Annotated in this window: 11 protein-coding genes and 6 pseudogenes; 6 read left to right on the top strand and 11 right to left on the bottom strand. The window is 61.2% G+C overall.

Annotated elements, in window-relative coordinates; all coding sequences use genetic code 11:
- Positions 1 to 190: 190 nt before the first annotated feature.
- On the bottom strand, positions 191 to 1,387 hold the full coding sequence (locus LJU32_02885) for a class I SAM-dependent rRNA methyltransferase (protein ID WKV89396.1): 1,197 nt from the start codon (positions 1,385 to 1,387) through the stop codon (positions 191 to 193).
- 159 nt (positions 1,388 to 1,546) lie between these two features.
- Entirely contained in the window at positions 1,547 to 2,086 is a 540-nt protein-coding gene (locus tag LJU32_02880) for a type 1 glutamine amidotransferase (protein ID WKV89395.1), read from the bottom strand.
- A gap of 228 nt (positions 2,087 to 2,314) precedes the next feature.
- Here LJU32_02880 and LJU32_02875 point away from each other — a divergent pair, with 228 nt between their 5' ends.
- The 3 genes and pseudogenes from LJU32_02875 to LJU32_02865 all read left to right on the top strand — a co-directional run bounded on the left by LJU32_02875 (position 2,315) and on the right by LJU32_02865 (position 4,358).
- On the top strand, positions 2,315 to 3,127 hold the full coding sequence (locus LJU32_02875) for an HDOD domain-containing protein (protein WKV91025.1): 813 nt from the start codon (positions 2,315 to 2,317) through the stop codon (positions 3,125 to 3,127).
- A 13-nt stretch (positions 3,128 to 3,140) separates the two neighbouring features.
- A pseudogene (gene mutM / locus LJU32_02870) lies at positions 3,141 to 3,952 on the top strand (bifunctional DNA-formamidopyrimidine glycosylase/DNA-(apurinic or apyrimidinic site) lyase).
- 56 nt (positions 3,953 to 4,008) lie between these two features.
- Positions 4,009 to 4,358 (top strand): annotated as a pseudogene (locus LJU32_02865) (multidrug transporter).
- A 96-nt stretch (positions 4,359 to 4,454) separates the two neighbouring features.
- Here LJU32_02865 and LJU32_02860 read toward each other — a convergent pair.
- The 5 genes and pseudogenes from LJU32_02860 to LJU32_02840 all read right to left on the bottom strand — a co-directional run bounded on the left by LJU32_02860 (position 4,455) and on the right by LJU32_02840 (position 9,178).
- On the bottom strand, positions 4,455 to 4,706 hold the full coding sequence (locus LJU32_02860) for a YfhL family 4Fe-4S dicluster ferredoxin (protein WKV89394.1): 252 nt from the start codon (positions 4,704 to 4,706) through the stop codon (positions 4,455 to 4,457).
- Positions 4,707 to 4,851: 145 nt separating this feature from the next.
- The gene (gene coaD, locus LJU32_02855) at positions 4,852 to 5,331 is read right to left on the bottom strand and encodes a pantetheine-phosphate adenylyltransferase (protein ID WKV89393.1); all 480 of its coding nucleotides are present in this window, start codon (positions 5,329 to 5,331) and stop codon (positions 4,852 to 4,854) included.
- Positions 5,332 to 5,446: 115 nt separating this feature from the next.
- Positions 5,447 to 7,041 (bottom strand): annotated as a pseudogene (locus LJU32_02850) (GMC family oxidoreductase).
- Positions 7,042 to 7,172: 131 nt separating this feature from the next.
- Positions 7,173 to 7,718, bottom strand: a complete 546-nt coding sequence (locus LJU32_02845) for a twin-arginine translocation pathway signal protein (protein WKV89392.1) — start codon at positions 7,716 to 7,718, stop codon at positions 7,173 to 7,175.
- Between the two features lie 29 nt (positions 7,719 to 7,747).
- Complete coding sequence (locus LJU32_02840; protein ID WKV89391.1) at positions 7,748 to 9,178, bottom strand: coniferyl aldehyde dehydrogenase; 1,431 nt, start codon at positions 9,176 to 9,178, stop codon at positions 7,748 to 7,750.
- Between the two features lie 147 nt (positions 9,179 to 9,325).
- On the opposite strand from LJU32_02840, the pseudogene LJU32_02835 reads away from it, so the two are divergent.
- The 3 genes and pseudogenes from LJU32_02835 to LJU32_02825 all read left to right on the top strand — a co-directional run bounded on the left by LJU32_02835 (position 9,326) and on the right by LJU32_02825 (position 12,246).
- Positions 9,326 to 9,996 (top strand): annotated as a pseudogene (locus LJU32_02835) (TetR/AcrR family transcriptional regulator).
- Positions 9,997 to 10,027: 31 nt separating this feature from the next.
- Positions 10,028 to 10,882 (top strand): sulfurtransferase, encoded by an 855-nt coding sequence (locus tag LJU32_02830; GenBank protein ID WKV89390.1) that lies wholly within the window; start codon positions 10,028 to 10,030, stop codon positions 10,880 to 10,882.
- A 368-nt stretch (positions 10,883 to 11,250) separates the two neighbouring features.
- Positions 11,251 to 12,246 carry an IS110 family transposase gene (locus LJU32_02825; protein ID WKV89389.1) on the top strand — a complete coding sequence of 332 codons (996 nt, stop codon included), beginning with the start codon at positions 11,251 to 11,253 and terminating at the stop codon, positions 12,244 to 12,246.
- Positions 12,247 to 12,281: 35 nt separating this feature from the next.
- On the opposite strand, the pseudogene LJU32_02820 reads toward LJU32_02825, so the two are convergent.
- The 4 genes and pseudogenes from LJU32_02820 to LJU32_02805 form a co-directional block, all read right to left on the bottom strand.
- Positions 12,282 to 13,276: pseudogene (locus tag LJU32_02820) on the bottom strand (hydrolase).
- Positions 13,277 to 13,379: 103 nt separating this feature from the next.
- Positions 13,380 to 13,919, bottom strand: a pseudogene (gene rsmD, locus LJU32_02815) (16S rRNA (guanine(966)-N(2))-methyltransferase RsmD).
- Between the two features lie 34 nt (positions 13,920 to 13,953).
- Positions 13,954 to 15,444, bottom strand: coding sequence for an insulinase family protein (locus LJU32_02810; GenBank protein ID WKV89388.1), 1,491 nt, complete (start codon positions 15,442 to 15,444; stop codon positions 13,954 to 13,956).
- On the bottom strand, positions 15,437 to 16,792 hold the full coding sequence (locus tag LJU32_02805; protein WKV89387.1) for an insulinase family protein: 1,356 nt from the start codon (positions 16,790 to 16,792) through the stop codon (positions 15,437 to 15,439). Before LJU32_02805 ends, LJU32_02810 begins: the two co-directional genes overlap by 8 nt.
- Positions 16,793 to 17,084 lie beyond the last annotated feature (292 nt).

Below are 17,084 nucleotides of genomic sequence, written 5' to 3'. Positions count from 1 at the left end.
AGTGATCGAGTGCTGGATATCTACGCTGTAGGTTAATTTCCCGCAACTAACAGGTATGGCGAAACGTCCTGCAAGGAAGCTGGAAAGTAATTGTAGGAAGACGACAAAACACTCATGTTGAGTGTGAAGGAAAGAGGGAGGGTGGTGGAAAAAAACGGGGAGCTCAGCGGCTCCCCGTGTTCTATCGCAATCAGCTGTTGGGCAGCAGGCGGCAGGTAATGCTCTTGATGTAGCGGGTTTCGGCGATGGCCGGGTGCACCGGATGATCAGGGCCCTGACCGCCACGCTCGAGCATTTGGATGTTGCGGTCCAAATGGCGCGCGCTGGTCAGCAGAATATTCTGCAAATCGTCTTCCGGCAGGTGCATGGAGCACGAAGCACTGACCAGAATGCCGTCCTTGGTCAGCAGGCGCATGGCTTGCTCGTTCAGACGACGGTAGGCGCCTTCGCCGTTCTTCATGTCTTTCTTGCGCTTGATGAAGGCTGGCGGATCAGCAACGATCACGTCGAAGCGCTCTTCGCTGGCTTTCAGTTCCTTCAACGCTTCGAAGACGTCGCCTTCGATGCAGGTCATTTTGTCAGCGAAGCCGTTCAACGCCGCGTTGCGTTCGACGCCGTCGAGGGCGAATGCAGAGGCGTCGACGCAGAACACTTCGCTGGCGCCGAACGCAGCGGCCTGCACGCCCCAGCCACCGATGTAGCTATAGAGATCAAGTACGCGTTTGCCTTTGGCATAAGGCGCCAGGCGCGCGCGATTCATGCGGTGGTCGTAGAACCAGCCGGTTTTCTGCCCTTGAATGACCGGCGCTTCGAACTTCACGCCGTTCTCTTCCAGCGCGACCCACTCCGGGACCAGACCGAACACGGTCTCGACGTAGCGGTTGAGGCCTTCGGCATCACGGGCGGCGGAATCGTTCTTGAACAGGATGCCGCTTGGCTTGAGCACCTGGGTCAACGCGGCGATCACGTCGTCTTTATGCGCTTCCATGGTCGCCGAGGCGATCTGCACCACGAGGATGTCGCCGAAACGATCGACCACCAGACCCGGCAGCAGGTCGGAGTCGCCGTAGACCAGACGATAGAACGGCTTGTCGAACAGACGCTCGCGCAACGACAGCGCGACGTTCAGACGGTGCACCAGCAGCGACTTGTCGAGTGCCAGTTTGATGTCGCGCGACAGCAGGCGCGCGCAGATCAGGTTGTTCGGGCTCATGGCGACGATGCCCAACGGCTTGCCGCCAGCGGCTTCGAGCACCGCCTGATCGCCGGCCTTGAAGCCGTGCAGAGGCGTGGCGGCCACGTCGATTTCGTTGCTGTAGACCCACAAGTGGCCGTTGCGCAGGCGACGGTCGGCGTTGGCTTTGAGGCGCAGGCTAGGCAGGGACATGACGTCGCTCCGGAAAAAGAGCGGGAGTATAGCGTGTTGAAGTTTGCGCAGGGCTGAGGATGCGATGAAACGCTGATGCCTTCGCGAGCAGGCTCGCTCCCACAGGTGAACACCAAACCATTGTGGGAGCGAGCCTGCTCGCGAAAGGGATGTCAGTCCTTATGCAGCCAGTGCGTCGATCAGCGCTTGACTGAACGCCGGCACATCATCCGGCTGGCGGCTGCTGATCAGGTTGCCGTCCTTGACCACTTCCTGGTCGACCCAGTTGACCCCGGCATTGACCAGATCGTCCTTGACCGTTTTGTAGCTGGTCATGGTCTTGCCATTGACCAGTCCTGCCGAGATCAGCAACCAGCTGCCGTGGCAGATCACGGCAATCGGCTTGCCCGCCGAAGCGGCAGTCTTGACCAGATGCTGAGCATCCTGATCGATACGGATGGTGTCGGAATTTTGCACACCACCCGGCAGCAGCACGGCATCGTATTGATCGACGCTCACAGCCTGGAAAGTGTTGGTGACGGGGAAGTCGTCGGCCGGTTTGTCATGGTTCCAGCCTTTGACGGTGCCGGACTCGGCCGAGAGGATATCGACCTGCACGCCGGCCTGCTCGAGGGCATCCTTGGGGCCGGTCATTTCGACCTGTTCGAAACCATCGGTAACCAAAATAGCGACGCGTTTGCCATTGAGGGAAGTTGCCATCGGTAAGCTCCTGAGTCTGTGGAGATTTTGCCTTCGCAGCGGACCGTTGAGGTCCGATGCGCCCTACAGATTCCGAAGCCTGGGCACAGATGAAAGTTCCGGCGATGTGCCCATCGGTGTGTCGCCCTGCGGTTTCAGCGGTTAGAATCGCCGCCTGCCCCGGAGTGTGTACTTATGTCCCAAGAGCTGACCACCGAACAGATTCAACAATCGCTGCAAGGCATCAGTGTGCCGGCGCAACCGCAGATCATGGTGGATCTGCAAATGGAGCAGTACATGCCCGACCCGGACCTGGAGGTGATCGCCAAACTGATCTCCCAGGATCCGGGCCTGTCCGGCGCGCTGCTGAAAATCGTCAACTCGCCGCATTATGGCCTGAGCAACAAGATCACCTCGATCCAGCGTGCGGTGAACCTGTTGGGCAGCCGCTCGATCATCAACCTGATCAACGCGCAGTCGATCAAGGGCGAGATGAACGACGACACCATCGTCACCCTCAACCGTTTCTGGGACACCGCGCAGGATGTGGCGATGACTTGCCTGACCCTGGCCAAGCGCATTGGCACCCAGGCCGGTGACGAAGCCTATGCCTTGGGCCTGTTCCACGATTGCGGCGTGCCATTGATGCTGCAGCGCTTCCCCAATTACATGACCGTGCTGGAAGAGGCCTACGCCAGCGCCAGCCCGGAATGCCGCGTGGTCGATACGGAAAACCGTGTGTTCAACACCAACCACGCCGTGGTCGGTTACTACACCGCCAAGTCCTGGCGCCTGCCGGAGCATGTCAGCGCTGCCATCGCCAACCACCACAATGCGCTGGCGATTTTCAGCGACGAATCGTCGAAGAACAGCCAACTGAAAAACTTGCTGGCGATTCTGAAAATGGCCGAGCACATCTGCGCCTCGTATCGGGTGCTCGGCAACCAGAGCGAAGATTTCGAGTGGAGCGCGGTGGGCCCGCTGGTGCTCGATTACGTCGGTCTGTCGGACTACGATTTCGAAACACTCAAACAAACGATTCGCGACCTCGGCGCGCATTGATCCCGAGGACACCATGCCTGAACTGCCGGAAGTCGAAACCACCCGTCGCGGGATCGCCCCGCACCTGGAAGGCCAGCGGGTCAGCCGCGTCATCGTTCGTGACCGGCGTTTGCGCTGGCCTATCCCGGAAGACCTCGATGTGCGCCTGTCCGGGCAGCGCATCGTGCTGGTCGAGCGGCGCGCCAAGTACCTGTTGATCAACGCCGAGATCGGCACGCTGATCAGCCATTTGGGCATGTCCGGCAATCTGCGCCTGGTCGAGGCCGGGTTGCCGGCGTTGAAGCACGAGCACGTCGATATCGAACTGGAATCGGGTCTGGCCCTGCGCTACACCGATCCGCGACGGTTCGGCGCGATGCTGTGGAGCAACGACCCGCTCAATCACGAATTGCTGATTCGCCTCGGGCCGGAGCCGCTGACCGATCTGTTCGATGGCGAGCGCCTGTTCCAGCTGTCACGCGGGCGCTCGATGGCGGTCAAGCCGTTCATCATGGACAACGCCGTGGTGGTCGGGGTCGGCAATATCTACGCGACCGAAGCGCTGTTCGCCGCCGGCATCGACCCGCGCCGCGAAGCCGGGGTATTTCCCGCGGGCGTTATCTGAAACTGGCGATCGAGATCAAACGCATCCTCGCCGCCGCCATCGAGCGTGGCGGCACAACCTTGCGCGACTTCATTGGCGGCGACGGTCAGCCGGGCTATTTCCAGCAGGAACTGTTTGTCTACGGCCGCGGTGGTCAGCACTGCAAGGTCTGCGGCACCGGCCTGCGCGAAGTGAAGCTGGGTCAACGCGCCAGCGTGTTTTGCCCGCGCTGCCAGACCTGAAAAAATCCTTGGGTCTATAGTGAGAAGTCTCACTGCTCAGCCCGAAGGATCGTGCCATGAAAGTCCTGCAAGTCTTCTTCGTCACGCTGCTGTTGTGTTCCAGCCTGGCTGTTCAGGCCTCGGAAACCGGCAGCGGTGATCCGCGTTACACCATCCAGAATCCCCGGCCTACGCCATGCTTGGCGACCTGCTGATTGCCCGACCTTTGCTGGTGGTGGCCACGGTGATCGGTGCAGGAGCGTTTGTGGTGTCGTTGCCGTTTACCGCGCTGGGCGGCGGTGTTGGCGATGCGGGACAGGCGCTGGTGGTTGATCCGGCGAAAGCGGCGTTTGTGCGGTGTCTGGGGTGTACAGGGAGGGGTTCGAGCAGCGCGAGTGAGCTGATCGGGTTTCAGTGGTGTGGCTGATGGCCCATTCGCGAGCAGGCTCGCTCCCACAGGGAATGCATTGCAAATGTGGGAGCGAGCCTGCTCGCGAAGAGGGCGGTATAGGCGCTGAAGTGATCAGGCCTTGCCGGTGATCTTGCGGTACTTCTCCATCAACTGTTCTTCAGTCTCCGGATGGGCTTCGTCCAGTGGAATGCAATCCACCGGGCAGACCTGCTGGCACTGCGGCTCGTCGTAGTGGCCGACGCACTGGGTGCACAGGTTCGGGTCGATCACGTAGATCTCTTCGCCTTGGGAAATGGCGGCGTTCGGGCACTCGGGTTCGCAGACGTCGCAGTTGATGCAATCGTCGGTGATGATCAGGGACATGCTAACTCCAGCCGGGGCGGCAGGCCCGGGCGCTATAAATCAATGCGCGCAATTGTGCCGCATTGGCGAGCGCAGTGCACGCGGGGGCGATCAAGGGCACGAGACTGCAATCTTTAAAAGCAAAGATCGCAGTCTGCAGCAGCTCCTACTTCTTGAAGCGTAGGGTCAGCGCGTCGGCCACGGCCGGGTGGACGAACTTGCTGATATCGCCGCCCAGCGCGGCAATCTCACGCACCAGAGTCGAGGAAATGAACGAATAACGCTCTGACGGCGTGAGAAACAGGCTCTCCACATCCGGCGCCAGTTGGCGGTTCATGTTGGCCAGCTGGAATTCGTATTCGAAGTCCGACACCGCGCGCAGACCACGCAGGAACACATTGGCGTTCTGCTCTTTGGCGAAATGCGCGAGCAGCGTCGAGAAACCGACCACTTCCACGTTCGGCAGGTGCTTGGTGACCTCGCGAGCCAGTTCGACCCGTTGTTCCAGCGGGAACAGCGGGTTCTTTTTCGGGCTGGCGGCGACCGCAATGATCACGTGATCGAACAGGCGCGAGGCGCGTTCGACCAGATCGCCATGGCCCTTGGTAATAGGGTCGAAGGTACCTGGGTACAACACTCGGTTCATCGCGTCGTCCTGGCGGGAGTCCGTTGGGGAGTCGGATGGTATCGCAGCCTTCCCGGTCGGCCAAGTCGCCTGTTGGGTAAGAAAGCACTATAGACGATAGGAACATTCTGCTTTTTCATGGATTTTTCAGTCGGTGAGCCAAGGCTGTCGCCAGGCGCGCGGTCAGGCCATACACCGACAGCTGGGGTTGGCGCCGATGCTGGTGGGGAACAGCGAGCCGTCGTGAATCGACAGATTGCGCAGTTGATGATGGCGACCGAGGCTGTCGGCTACCGCGCTTTGCGGATCTTCACCCATCGCACAACCACCCATGACGTGAGCGCTGCCCAAACGCGTGCGATATAGCTCCAGGCTCAATCCATCGATCATTGAGCGGGCCTCGGCCAGTGTCTTCACGTAGCGGCCGTCGGCGTGCATCGGCATGACCGATTGCGCGCCGCCGGCAAACTGGATTTCGGCCATGACGTGAAAGGCTCGGCGCAAACCGTCCCAGGCGTACTGCGAGACTTGATAATCGAGCACTGGCGAGCCATCGCCGCGCAACTCCACCGAGCCGCCGCTGCTGTCCGGGTGGAAGCCGTCGCGCAGCAGTGCCAGCATCGCGTGTGTGTGCGGCAGATCAGCCATGTGTTGCGCGTTCTCTTGGCCGAAACCGCCGAGCAGTGTGGCTGCCAGCGCCGGGTGCAGCGGTGGCACCTCGAGTTTGAACGCCATCGGCCCGGTGGTGCCGTCCTTCCACTGGAAATGGTCGGAATAGATCGACTGCGGCGCGCCGTAAAACGGATTGACCACCTCGGCGAAACGCGCGGCGGACATGTTCACCGGGTGCAGAAAGGTGCGCTTGCCCACGCGCTCATGCGGATCCGGTGCGTCGGAGCGCAGCAACAGCGCCGGGCTGTTGATCCCGCCGCCGGCCAGCACGTAATGCCGCGCCTTGACGCTGATGCTGCGCCCGGTCGGCTCGACGCAGCGTTGGTCCATCGCCACGCAATGCAGGCCGGTGACCTTGTCGCCACTGATCAGCAGTTTCTCCACCCGCGCCAGATACAGCAGCTCGCCGCCCTTTTCCAGCGTCGCCGGGATGGTTGTCACCATCATCGATTGCTTGGCGTTGCTCGGGCAGCCCATGCCGCAATAGCCGAGATTCCAGCAACCGCGAACGTTGCGCGGGATCACGTGCCAGCTGTAGCCGAGTTGCTCGCAGCCTTTGCGGATCACATCGTTGTTGGCATTGGGCGGCACCATCCACGGCGCGACGCCGAGGCGCTGCTCCATTTTTTCGAACCACGGCGCCATCTCTGCCGGGCTATGGCCTCTGACGTTGTGCTCGCTGGCCCAGTGTTCGAGGGTCGGCTCGGGCGTGCGGAAACTCGAGGTCCAGTTGATCAGCGTCGTACCGCCGACCGCGCGGCCCTGCAGGATAGTAATCGCGCCGTCCTTGCTCATGCGGCCGATGCCTTCCTGATAGAGGCTGCTGTAGGCCTCGTCTTCGAGCAGTTTGAAATCCGAACTGGTCTTCAGCGGGCCTTCTTCGATCAGCAGGACTTTGTAGCCGGCCGCGCTGAGGATCTCCGCCGTGGTGCCGCCGCCGGCGCCACTGCCGATGATCGCCACGTCGGCTTCGAGGGTGAGGTCGTCGCTCAGTTGCGCGCCGTTGTAGGTTTTCCAGCCTCGGGCGAGGCCTTCACGGAAGGGATCGGGTACGGGCATCGGTCAGGTTCTCTTTATTATTCTGGATGCTGAGGTGATGCAGTTGGCCCCTTCGCGAGCAGGCTCGCTCCCACAGGGACATGCATTTCAAATAGGGGAGCGAGCCTGCTCGCGAAGGCCGCGCCCCGGTTTCAGACCTTCGGCGGCCCGGGATAACCGCAGTGAGCCCAGGATTCGGCGCGTGTGTACCAGGCCATCATCACCATCTGCTGCAACGAGCTACGGCCCATGCGCAGCAAGCTCAGTGAACTGTTCTCCCAGCGTTCGAGGAAATGCCGCATCGCTTCAGGGCTGGCGTTTTCCCAACTGCCCCAGATGCCGGTGAGCGGGCCACGGGTCACGGCCATACCCAGCACGTCGAACAGTTGCCGAGTGAGCTTGAGCATTTCCGGCGACACGTGATTAAGGCTGTAGTCCAGCGACTTCAGCGTGCCGTCGACCGCTGCGGGCATTTCCCCGGCGGCGACGGCGCCGTCGAGCATCACCGGGACCAGCGCGCGCAGGAACAGCAGATCGCCGTCGCGCAAAACGACAAAGCCGTTGGCGCTGACGCTCGACGAGCAGCCAGTGAGGCTGGCGCCAAGGCCGGCGGTGGCGAGAAACGCGGTGGCGCCGAGGCTGAATTTCAGCAGGCCACGGCGCGACAGGGCGGGTGTTTCGGTCAGGCTTGGGTGCATTGTTGTTATTACCCGGCGTCGACGAACGTTTAGCGAATGAACAGCTTCTGAATCAGTTTCTGAATCGATCTGCCGTAGGGCGGGTAGATCAGCCGGGCCGCGTTGAAGCGCTGTTTGATCAGCACACCCTTGGCCTTGCTGAACGTCAGGAAACCTTCGTGGCCGTGGTAATGGCCCATGCCCGAGGGGCCGATGCCACCGAAGGGCATGTCGTCCTGAGCCACATGCAACAAGGTGTCGTTCAGGCACACACCGCCGGAATGGGTCTCGTGCAGTACGCGATGCTGCTCGCGTTTGTCGTAGCCAAAGTAGTAAAGAGCCAGAGGACGAGGCCGCTGATTGATGTAAGCGAATGCCTGCTCCAGATCGCGGTAAGGCACGATTGGCAGCAACGGGCCGAAGATTTCGTCCTGCATTACGGTCATCTCATCGCTGACATTGAGCAGCACGCTGTGCGGCATGCGTCGGCCCTGGCCTTGGTCGAACAGTGGGATCAGTAGCGCGCCCTTGCTGGTCGCGTCGCTGACGTATCCGTTCAGCCGGGCCAGTTGGCGTTCGTTGATGATCGCGGTGTAGTCGGCGTTGTCGGCCAGGGTCGGGTAGAAGCCTTTCACAGCCTGACGATAGGCCTCGACGAAAGCGCCGACGCGGTCTTCCGGCACCAGCACATAGTCAGGCGCGACGCAGGTCTGCCCGGCATTGAGAGTTTTGCCAAAAGCGATGCGTTCGGCGGCGTCCTTGAGCGGTACGTCTCTGGAGACGATGGCCGGCGACTTGCCGCCCAGTTCCAGCGTCACTGGCGTGAGGTTTTCCGCGGCAGCGCGCATGACGTGTTTGCCGACGCTGGTGGAACCGGTGAACAGCAAATGATCGAACGGTAGACGCGAGAACGCCACGCCGACATCCGCTTCGCCCAGCACCACGCTAACCAGGTCTTCGGGAAAGATCCGCGCCAGCAGTTCTTTGAGCAGCAGTCCGGTGGCCGGGGTCGATTCGCTGAGCTTGAGCATCACCCGGTTGCCGGCAGCAAGGGCGCCGACCATCGGCCCTACGGCCAGATACAGCGGGTAGTTCCACGGCACGATCACGCCGACCACGCCCAGCGGCTGATAAACCACCTTCGCCGAAGCAGGCTGGAACGCCATGCCAACCTTGCGCCGCGAGGGCTTCATCCAGTTTTTCAGGTGACGACTGGCGTAGTGAATGCCGTGCAGGCTCGGCATCAGCTCGGCGAGCAGGGTTTCGTCGGCGCTGCGGTGACTGAAATCGGCGCTGATCGCGTCGATCAATGCCTGCCGCTCAGCGCTGAGCAGATCGCGCAAAGCCTTGAGCCATTGCTGACGTTGCGCGGCCGGCGGCATCGGGTTGGCGGCGTACGCGGCCCGTTGTGCCTGGAACTGCCGATCGAGGGTTTCAAGAGGCTGTTGCAGGGTTTGCAGGTAGGCAATGTCGGCAGTCATCGCGGGCTCCGGATTTTATTGTAGTGGGCACTTTTTAGAGTCTATGCTCTAGAAAGTCAAACGACTTCCGTGCACGGCAAGGTTTTATCCATTTCCGGTTAGGTCGTAAGATGCGCCGTCAACGCACTCTGAATTAAAGCTCAAGCCATGGCCCCACGAATAAAAACCAGCGAGCGCATCGTTCAGAACAGCCTGGAGCTGTTCAATCAGCAGGGCGAGCGCAGCGTCAGCACCAACCACATCGCCGCGCACATGGAGATTTCTCCGGGCAACCTGTACTACCACTTCCCCAACAAGCAGGCGATCATCGCCGTGTTGTTCAGTGAGTACGAAGCCCTGGTGGACAGCTTTTTACGTCCGCCTCAGGGTCGCCCGGCGACCGTCGAGGACAAGCGTTTCTATCTCAAGGAACTGCTCTCGGCCATGTGGCGCTACCGCTTTTTGCACCGCGACCTCGAGCATCTGCTCGACAGCGATGCGGAACTGGCCGCGCGTTATCGGCGCTTCTCCCAGCGTTGCGTGATCCAGGGTGCCGCAATCTACGAAGGTTTTGTCGCCGCCGGCATTCTGAAAATGGATCGCGTGCAGATCGAATCGCTGACCCTCAATGCGTGGATCATCCTGACCTCGTGGGTGCGATTTCTGTGCACCACCGGGAAAACTCTAACCACCTCAGCGAACAGGCCGTGAAGCGTGGCGTGTATCAGGTGCTGGTGCTGGAAGCAGGGTTTGTTACCGATCAGGCGCGGGATGAAGTCAACGCATTGTTCGACGAGTTCTACGTGCCGCTGGCGCAGGCTCTCGAAGACGTGAAATAAACCGTTCAGCCGAATTCCACAGGAGCCCGTTATGTCGATTGCGCAGTTGATCAGCCCACAAGCACTGGACGCTCGCAAAGAGCAGCCGGGGCTGGTGATTCTCGATTGTCGTTTTGCCCTCGAAGATCCGGATTACGGCCAGCGCAGCTACGCCGAAGGGCACATTGCCGGAGCGAGTTTCGCCGATCTGGAGCGGGATCTGAGCGGTAAAGTCGAGAAGGGCGTGACCGGGCGTCATCCGTTGCCCGAGCCGGCGGCGCTGATCGAACGCCTGCAAGCCTGGGGCATCAGCAACGACAGCGATGTGGTTTTGTACGACGACGGCCCGGGTGCATACGCGGCGCGGGCGTGGTGGTTGCTGGCATGGCTGGGCAAGCGCGACGGTGTATTCATTCTCGATGGCGGGCTCAAAGCCTGGCACGCCGCCGGCCTGCCGCTGAGCCTGGATCCGCCGAGCGTGACGCCGGGTAACTTCAGTGGTCAGCCGGACATGCGCCTGTTGCTCAGCGCCGAGCAATTGCAGCAACGCCTCGGCCAGCCAACCCTGACTCTGCTCGACGCCCGCGCCTTGCCGCGCTTCAAGGGCGAAATGGAACCGATCGATCCGGTGGCCGGACACATTCCCGGCGCGCAGTGCGCGGCGTTCACCGACAACCTCGGCAGTGATGGTCGCTTCTTGCCGGCCGAGCAGCTCAAGCAGCGCTTTGCCGCAAAACTGGGCGATCGCTCACCGTCGGAACTCGTCGCCTACTGCGGCTCCGGGGTGACCGCGTGTCACAACCTGTTTGCACTGTGCCTGGCCGGCTACCCGCTGGGTGCGCTGTATGCCGGATCGTGGAGCGAATGGATCAACGAGCCATCGCGCGGCATTGCCACCGGCGAATAACATCGCTGATCCCATGTGGGAGCGAGCCTACTCGCGAAGGCGTCCTGTCAGGCATTGAATTTCCAGACTGACACACCGCGATCGCGAGCAGGCTCACTCCTTGTATGTTCCCCAGACACCAGCATGAATGAGATCTAAGCTCGCTGGTGCGACATACGAAGATGTGTTTCTGGGGAGACCGATCGCTCCTTAAGGCAGGACTTGCTCCTGACCTTGTCTGTAGAGAGGTCCCCCGCCTCATTGCCCACCACGAAGAGTATCGAGAAGCCGACGAGTCGGACTTCGCATTACAAGGTTGCAGTGGCATGAAGTTCGAGGTCAGGGGAACCAGGAAGCATTTTTAACTCAGTTCTCTTGGAGTTGAAAGCATGAACATGCACGTCGGTTTGGATGTGGGATCTCGCACTACAGCGATGGGCTGGCGCAATGGCGGCCGCTTTGCAGGTCAGTGCAATATCGACCAGACGCCGGCGGGGCGCAAGGCTGCTGTCGGCAAATTGCTTGAGCTCAAGCCGATATCTGTGGTGATGGAAGCCACCGGTATCTACTACCTGGACTTGGCCATGGAGCTCGCTGCGGCGGGTTTGCCAGTCTCGGTTATCAATCCGAAGAGTTTTCACAACTTTGCAAAGCTGATGCTGAAAAACAGCAAAACGGACGCAATCGATGCCCAATTATTAGCTGAATACGGCGAACGGATGAGCCCAAGGTTGTGGACGCCGCCCACTTCAATACAGCTTGAGCTGCGTGCTATCGGCCGCCACATCAATCGTTTGACAGGTCACCGCACCCGCGCCAAAAACGAGCTGCATGCGCTAAAAGCTACTCAAACAACACTCCCGATGCTGATTGAGGATGAAGAAGAGGCCATCAACGCCTTTGACAAACGAATCGAGCGTTTCCGTGTCGCTGGTCGGGCATTGATCGACAACTGCCCAATGTTGAGCGCCCAGTTTGGACACATGATTGCCGCTCCAGGCATGGGTGAGATCTCAGTATTTGCAGCGCTGGCTGAACTGACGACCTTACCGGTGACGCTTAAATCCGCGCAGGTTAGCCGCCATGCCGGACTCGATGTCCGACTCACGCAATCAGGAAGCAGCATTGATAAACCCGGCCGGATAAGTAAGGGCGGCAATGCCTATTTGCGCTCAGCGATGTACATGCCTGCGCTGACCGCCATACGTTGCGACCCGAACGTGAAAGCGTTTTACGAAGCGTTGGTGGCCCGAGGAAAGAGGAAGATGCAAGCTATCGTCGCAGTCATGCGCAAATACCTGACCGGACTATGGGCCTGCATGCAGGCCGGAGAAGACTTCGACACGGCCAAGCTTTTTAGCGGTAAACACGTCCAAAAAGCTTGACCGTGAACAGAGTATCTACAGGGGATATGCGGTGTTCACACACTGGTCTCGGCCAGCCATTGCGGGATACGCCGCTCCAGGTAATACCCGGGCCTGCGCACCGAGCCGTCGACGAAACCTACGTGACCGCCACGCGCCTGTAATTCGAACTGGGTGCAGGCTGACAACTCGTCGGGTTGCGGCAAGCTGTGCGGGAACACGAACGGATCGTCCGCGGCCTGAATGATTAGCGTCGGCGTGCGGATTTCGCCAAGGTAGTAGCGGCTCGATGCGCGGCGGTAGTAATCCTCGGCGTCATTGAAACCGTGCAATGGCGCGGTAACCCGGCCGTCGAAATCCCAGAATGTGCGCATGTTCTCCAGCGAGCCGAGCGCGGCCAGTTTTGCCAGGCCGTCTTCGCGCCCGTCATGCTGGAACTGGCGCTGCTTGTTCCTGATGTAGGCGACCATCTCTCGCATGAAGTGCGCCTGATACACCCGCGAAAACCCTTGGCCGATACGATCGGCACATTGATCGAGGCGGAACGGTACCGACACCGCCACCGCGCCGAGCACGCCGCTGTCGCTGCCGGTTTCGCCCAGATGCTTGAGCAGCACGTTGCCGCCCAGGGAATAGCCAACCGCATACAACGGCGCCAACGGTCGTTTCGCGCGCAGGTGCTGGATGGCTTCGGCAAGGTCTTCGCTGGCGCCGGAGTGGTAGCTGCGCGGCAACAGATTCGGCTCGCCGGAACAACCGCGCCAGTTCAGTGCGACGCTGGCCCAGCCCTGGTCGGCCAAGGCCTTTTGAATGCCCGCCACATAGGGCGAATTGGAAGAGCCGGTCAAACCGTGCAGCACCAGTACCAACGGCGCCTCGGCGCTGTGCGGGCCGTGCCAGTCGAGGTCGAGGAAATCGCCGTCCTCGAGCCACAGGCGTTCGCGTTCGCGCTCGATGTGCACGGTCTTGCGCCACAGCGGCCCCACAGGGTTTGCAGATGTGGATTGCCGAGGCCGAAGGCGGGGATGAAGCGTTCTGGCGAAGGGGGCACGATGATTCTCGATGGGCTTGTGGCGAGGAAGCTTGCCCCCTCGCCGCAGGTTGCTTGCGACCTTGTCAGCCGGCGATGTCCGCCGTGCGCTGCCACAGCGCGTAAAAACCCGACCGGATTTCTGTTCACGATGCAGGCGCCAGTTGCCCGGCAGGCCCAGCGTCGATGGCGCTGTTTCGCTTTCAGTGTAGATCCACGAATCGGCCGCCAGCCATTGGCGCTCTTCCAGCAAGGTACAAACCGCTGGCAACAGGTTCTGGTTGAACGGCGGGTCGAGGAACACTAGGTCGAACGGCGTTGCGGTTTGGGTTTCCAGGTAGCGCAGCGCATCGGCAGTTTGCACTTGGCCGTTGCTGCAACGCAGGGTGCCGAGGTGCTCTTTCAGGCTCGATACTGCAACGTTGCTGGCGTCCAGCGCCTGAGCGGTAGCCGCACCTCGGGACAGCGCTTCGAGAAACAGCGCGCCGCTGCCGGCGAACGGGTCGAGCACTTTCGCCCCTTCGACATAGGGCGCGAGCCAGTTGAACAGGGTTTCGCGCACGCGATCCGGGGTCGGGCGCAGGCCCGGTGCGTCGGGGAAGCTCAGCTTGCGGCTGCGCCACTGGCCGCCAATGATGCGCAGCTGATTGACGCCGTTGTGCACGTTTTGCACAGGTTTTTCGGTGCTCGAGTAGCCATTAATGCTCCGGAACCCCGAGCGGTTGCTCGGCAGGTTTATCAGATGGGGCCGGTAACGGCTTTTGCGGCACGGTCGGGCCAGCGGTGACGATGACCATTTTCTCCGTGCTCAGGTGTTTGTTCAGCGCATCGCGCACCTGCTCCACAGTCAGGCTCTGCGACTGCCGCATGAAATCGTCGAGATAGCTCAGCGGCAGATTATAGAAGCCCATCGCGCCCAATTGGCCAACGATGTCGGCGTTGCTCGCGGTGGACAGCGGGAAGCTGCCGGCCAGTTCGCGCTTGGCATCGTCGAGTTCTTTCTGTGTCGGCCCGGTTTTCAGGTAGTCGGCGAGCACGTCCTGCACCAGTTTCAGGGTGCCTTCGCTCATCTCGGCGCGGGTCTGCAGGTTAATCATGAACGGCCCACGGGCCTGCATCGGGCTGAACGCCGAATACACGCCGTAGGTGAGGCCACGCTTCTCGCGCACTTCGCTCATCAGGCGCGTGCCGAAACCACCGCCGCCGAGGATCTGGTTGCCCAGCGACAGCGCGGCGTAATCCGGATCGTCGCGATCAATGCCCAGTTGCGCGAGCATCAGGTTGGTCTGTTTTGACGGAAACTCGATGTGGTTGACGCTGGCTTTCGGTTCCTGCGGCGCCGCGATCTTCGCCAGTGCCGGGCCTTTCGGCAGGGCAGAGGAGACCTGATTGGCGATCGCTTCGGCTTCAGCTCGCGACAGGTCGCCGACCAGTGCAATCACAGCGTTGCCGGCGGCGTAGGCCTTGGCATGAAACTCGCGCAATTGCGCGACGGTGATCTTCGGCACGCTTTGCGCATTGCCATCGCTGGAATGCGCGTAAGGGTGATCGCCGTACAGACGCTTCATCAGCTCGAGGCTGGCGAGTTTGCCGGGGTTCTGTTTCTGGTATTCGAAACCGGCGAGCAACTGGTTCTTGATGCGCGCGAAGGAGTCGGCGGGGAAGGTCGGTTTGCCGACCACATCGGCGAACAGCTTCAACGCCGGTTCACGCTGCTCAGGTGCGCTCAGACTGCGCAGCGAAGCCAGCGCCATGTCCTTGAACGCACCGTTGCCGAAGTCGGCGCCGAGGCCTTCAAACCCTTGAGCGATGGCGCCGACGTCTTTGCCGGCGATACCTTCGTTGAGCATGGCATTGGTCAGCACCGCGAGGCCTGGCACGTTGCCGTCCTGGCTGCTGCCGGCGGCGAAGATCAGGCGCATATCGAACATCGGCAGCTCATGCGCTTCGACGAACAGCACTTTCGCGCCTTCAGCGGTGTTCCAGGTCTGCACATCGAGCTTGCGGCTGGCCGGGGCCTTGCCGTCGAGTTCGGCCAGCGATTGCAATTTTTGGCTGATTTTGACGTTATCCAGTGCTTCGCTGGCGTGGGTGTCAGCGCCTGGCGACAGATACATTGCCGCCGAGCCGATCACCGCGACAGCGAGCAGGCCAAGCAGCATCAGGCGTGGGGTTTTGCGCTCACTCATGAGTCGTCTCCATTGGCAGAACGTGGGCGACGCTGAGACGTTCGCGGGTGAAATACTTTTTCGCGGCGTTCTGGATGTCTTGCGGGGTCACGCTTTCCAGATCGGCCAGTTCGGTGTCCATCAGCTTCCACGACAGACCGACCGTTTCCAGTTGACCGATCGCGGTGGCCTGGCTTGTGATCGAGTCACGCTCGTAAACCAGGCCAGCGATGACTTGAGCACGGACGCGTTCCAGCTCTTCGGCAGACGGCGCGGTGGTTTTCAGTTGCTCAAGCAGTTTCCACAAGCCGGCTTCGGCCTGGGCGATGGTCTTTTTCTTCTGCGTATTTGGCGTCGCCGACAGGGTGAACAGGCTGTCGCCACGGGTGTAGGCGTCATAGTCCGACGAGCCGCCGGAGACCAGCTCTTCGCCGCGTTCCAGTTGCGCCGGGATGCGCCCGCTGTAGCCGCCGTCGAGCAGCGCCGAGATCAGGCGCAGGGCGTTGACCGAGCGTTTGTCGTCAGCAGTAGCAATACTCGGCACGTTGAAGCCAAGCATCAGGCTCGGCAGTTGGGTTTGCACGCGCAGGGTGATCTGGCGTTCGCCGGGCTCGGCCAGTTCCAGCGGCTTTTTCGCCGGTGGCACGTCGCGTTTGGCGACCGGGCCGAAATAGCGCTGGGCGAGGGTTTTCACTTCGTCTGGGGTGACGTCACCGACCACCACCAGCGTGGCGTTGTTCGGCGCGTACCAGGATTGGTACCAGTGGCGCAGTTCCTCGACTTTCATGCGGTCGAGGTCAGCCATCCAGCCGATCGTCGGCGTGTGATAACCGCTGGCCGGGTAGGCCATGGCCTTGTAGCGCTCGTAGGCCTTGGACATCGGCTTGTCATCGGTGCGCAGGCGGCGCTCTTCCTTGATGACTTCGATTTCCTTGGCGAACTCGTCGGCCGGCAGGCGCAGGTTGGCCATGCGGTCGGCTTCCAGCTCAAACGCTACGCCGAGGCGATCGCGGGCCAGCACCTGGTAATAAGCCGTGAAGTCGTCGCTGGTGAACGCGTTCTCTTCGGCGCCGAGGTCACGCAGGATCAGCGAAGCTTCGCCGGGGCCGACTTTCTCGCTGCCCTTGAACATCATGTGCTCGAGCGCGTGGGACAGACCGGTCTGGCCCGGAGTCTCGTAGCTGGAGCCGACCTTGTACCAGATCTGCGAAACGACCACCGGCGCACGATGGTCCTCGCGCACGACGACCTTGAGGCCGTTGTCGAGGGTGAATTCATGGGTCGGTTGCGGGTCGGCCGCCAGGGCCGAAAGGGGCAGGCAGACTGCGCTGAGCAGCAGGCCAGCAGCGCGGCGGGCTAGAGCATTCATTCGTTTTTCAACCTGTTGGGCTGCCCGCTTGGTCTTAGCGTCGGCGGGCGAGAGGTAGGGCGTGTCATTGATCATTACCAGTACCGCGCCGGCGCCTGATAGTGTGCAGGGCAAGGCGCGAGGAGTGTGGTTTGGTTGTTCCAAATAAACTCCGAGCAACGCAGCCCTGCACACTATCAGGCCCGGCCCTCCAGGTGGCGCCTGAAAACGGGCCATACTGCGTTGCAGTCCTTGGCAAGGAAAGCACATTCCCTGCGGCCTGCGCCTTGTCTGGCCCGTTTTCAGGCGGCCA

Origin of the sequence: Pseudomonas sp. B21_DOA (genome assembly GCA_030544685.1) — a bacterium.
Lineage (GTDB): Bacteria > Pseudomonadota > Gammaproteobacteria > Pseudomonadales > Pseudomonadaceae > Aquipseudomonas > Aquipseudomonas fluorescens_AO.
This window is presented reverse-complemented; position numbering and strand designations above follow the sequence as displayed.

Coding starts and splice junctions, on each gene's coding strand:
- coaD (WKV89393.1), bottom strand. CDS start 5,331: ATGAACCGAGTGTTGTACCCAGGTACCTTCGACCCTATTACCAAGGGC.
- LJU32_02840 (WKV89391.1), bottom strand. CDS start 9,178: ATGACTGCCGACATTGCCTACCTGCAAACCCTGCAACAGCCTCTTGAA.
- LJU32_02860 (WKV89394.1), bottom strand. CDS start 4,706: ATGTCCCTGATCATCACCGACGATTGCATCAACTGCGACGTCTGCGAA.
- LJU32_02810 (WKV89388.1), bottom strand. CDS start 15,444: ATGAGTGAGCGCAAAACCCCACGCCTGATGCTGCTTGGCCTGCTCGCT.
- LJU32_02825 (WKV89389.1), top strand. CDS start 11,251: ATGAACATGCACGTCGGTTTGGATGTGGGATCTCGCACTACAGCGATG.
- LJU32_02880 (WKV89395.1), bottom strand. CDS start 2,086: ATGGCAACTTCCCTCAATGGCAAACGCGTCGCTATTTTGGTTACCGAT.
- LJU32_02805 (WKV89387.1), bottom strand. CDS start 16,792: ATGAATGCTCTAGCCCGCCGCGCTGCTGGCCTGCTGCTCAGCGCAGTC.
- LJU32_02845 (WKV89392.1), bottom strand. CDS start 7,718: ATGCACCCAAGCCTGACCGAAACACCCGCCCTGTCGCGCCGTGGCCTG.
- LJU32_02885 (WKV89396.1), bottom strand. CDS start 1,387: ATGTCCCTGCCTAGCCTGCGCCTCAAAGCCAACGCCGACCGTCGCCTG.
- LJU32_02830 (WKV89390.1), top strand. CDS start 10,028: ATGTCGATTGCGCAGTTGATCAGCCCACAAGCACTGGACGCTCGCAAA.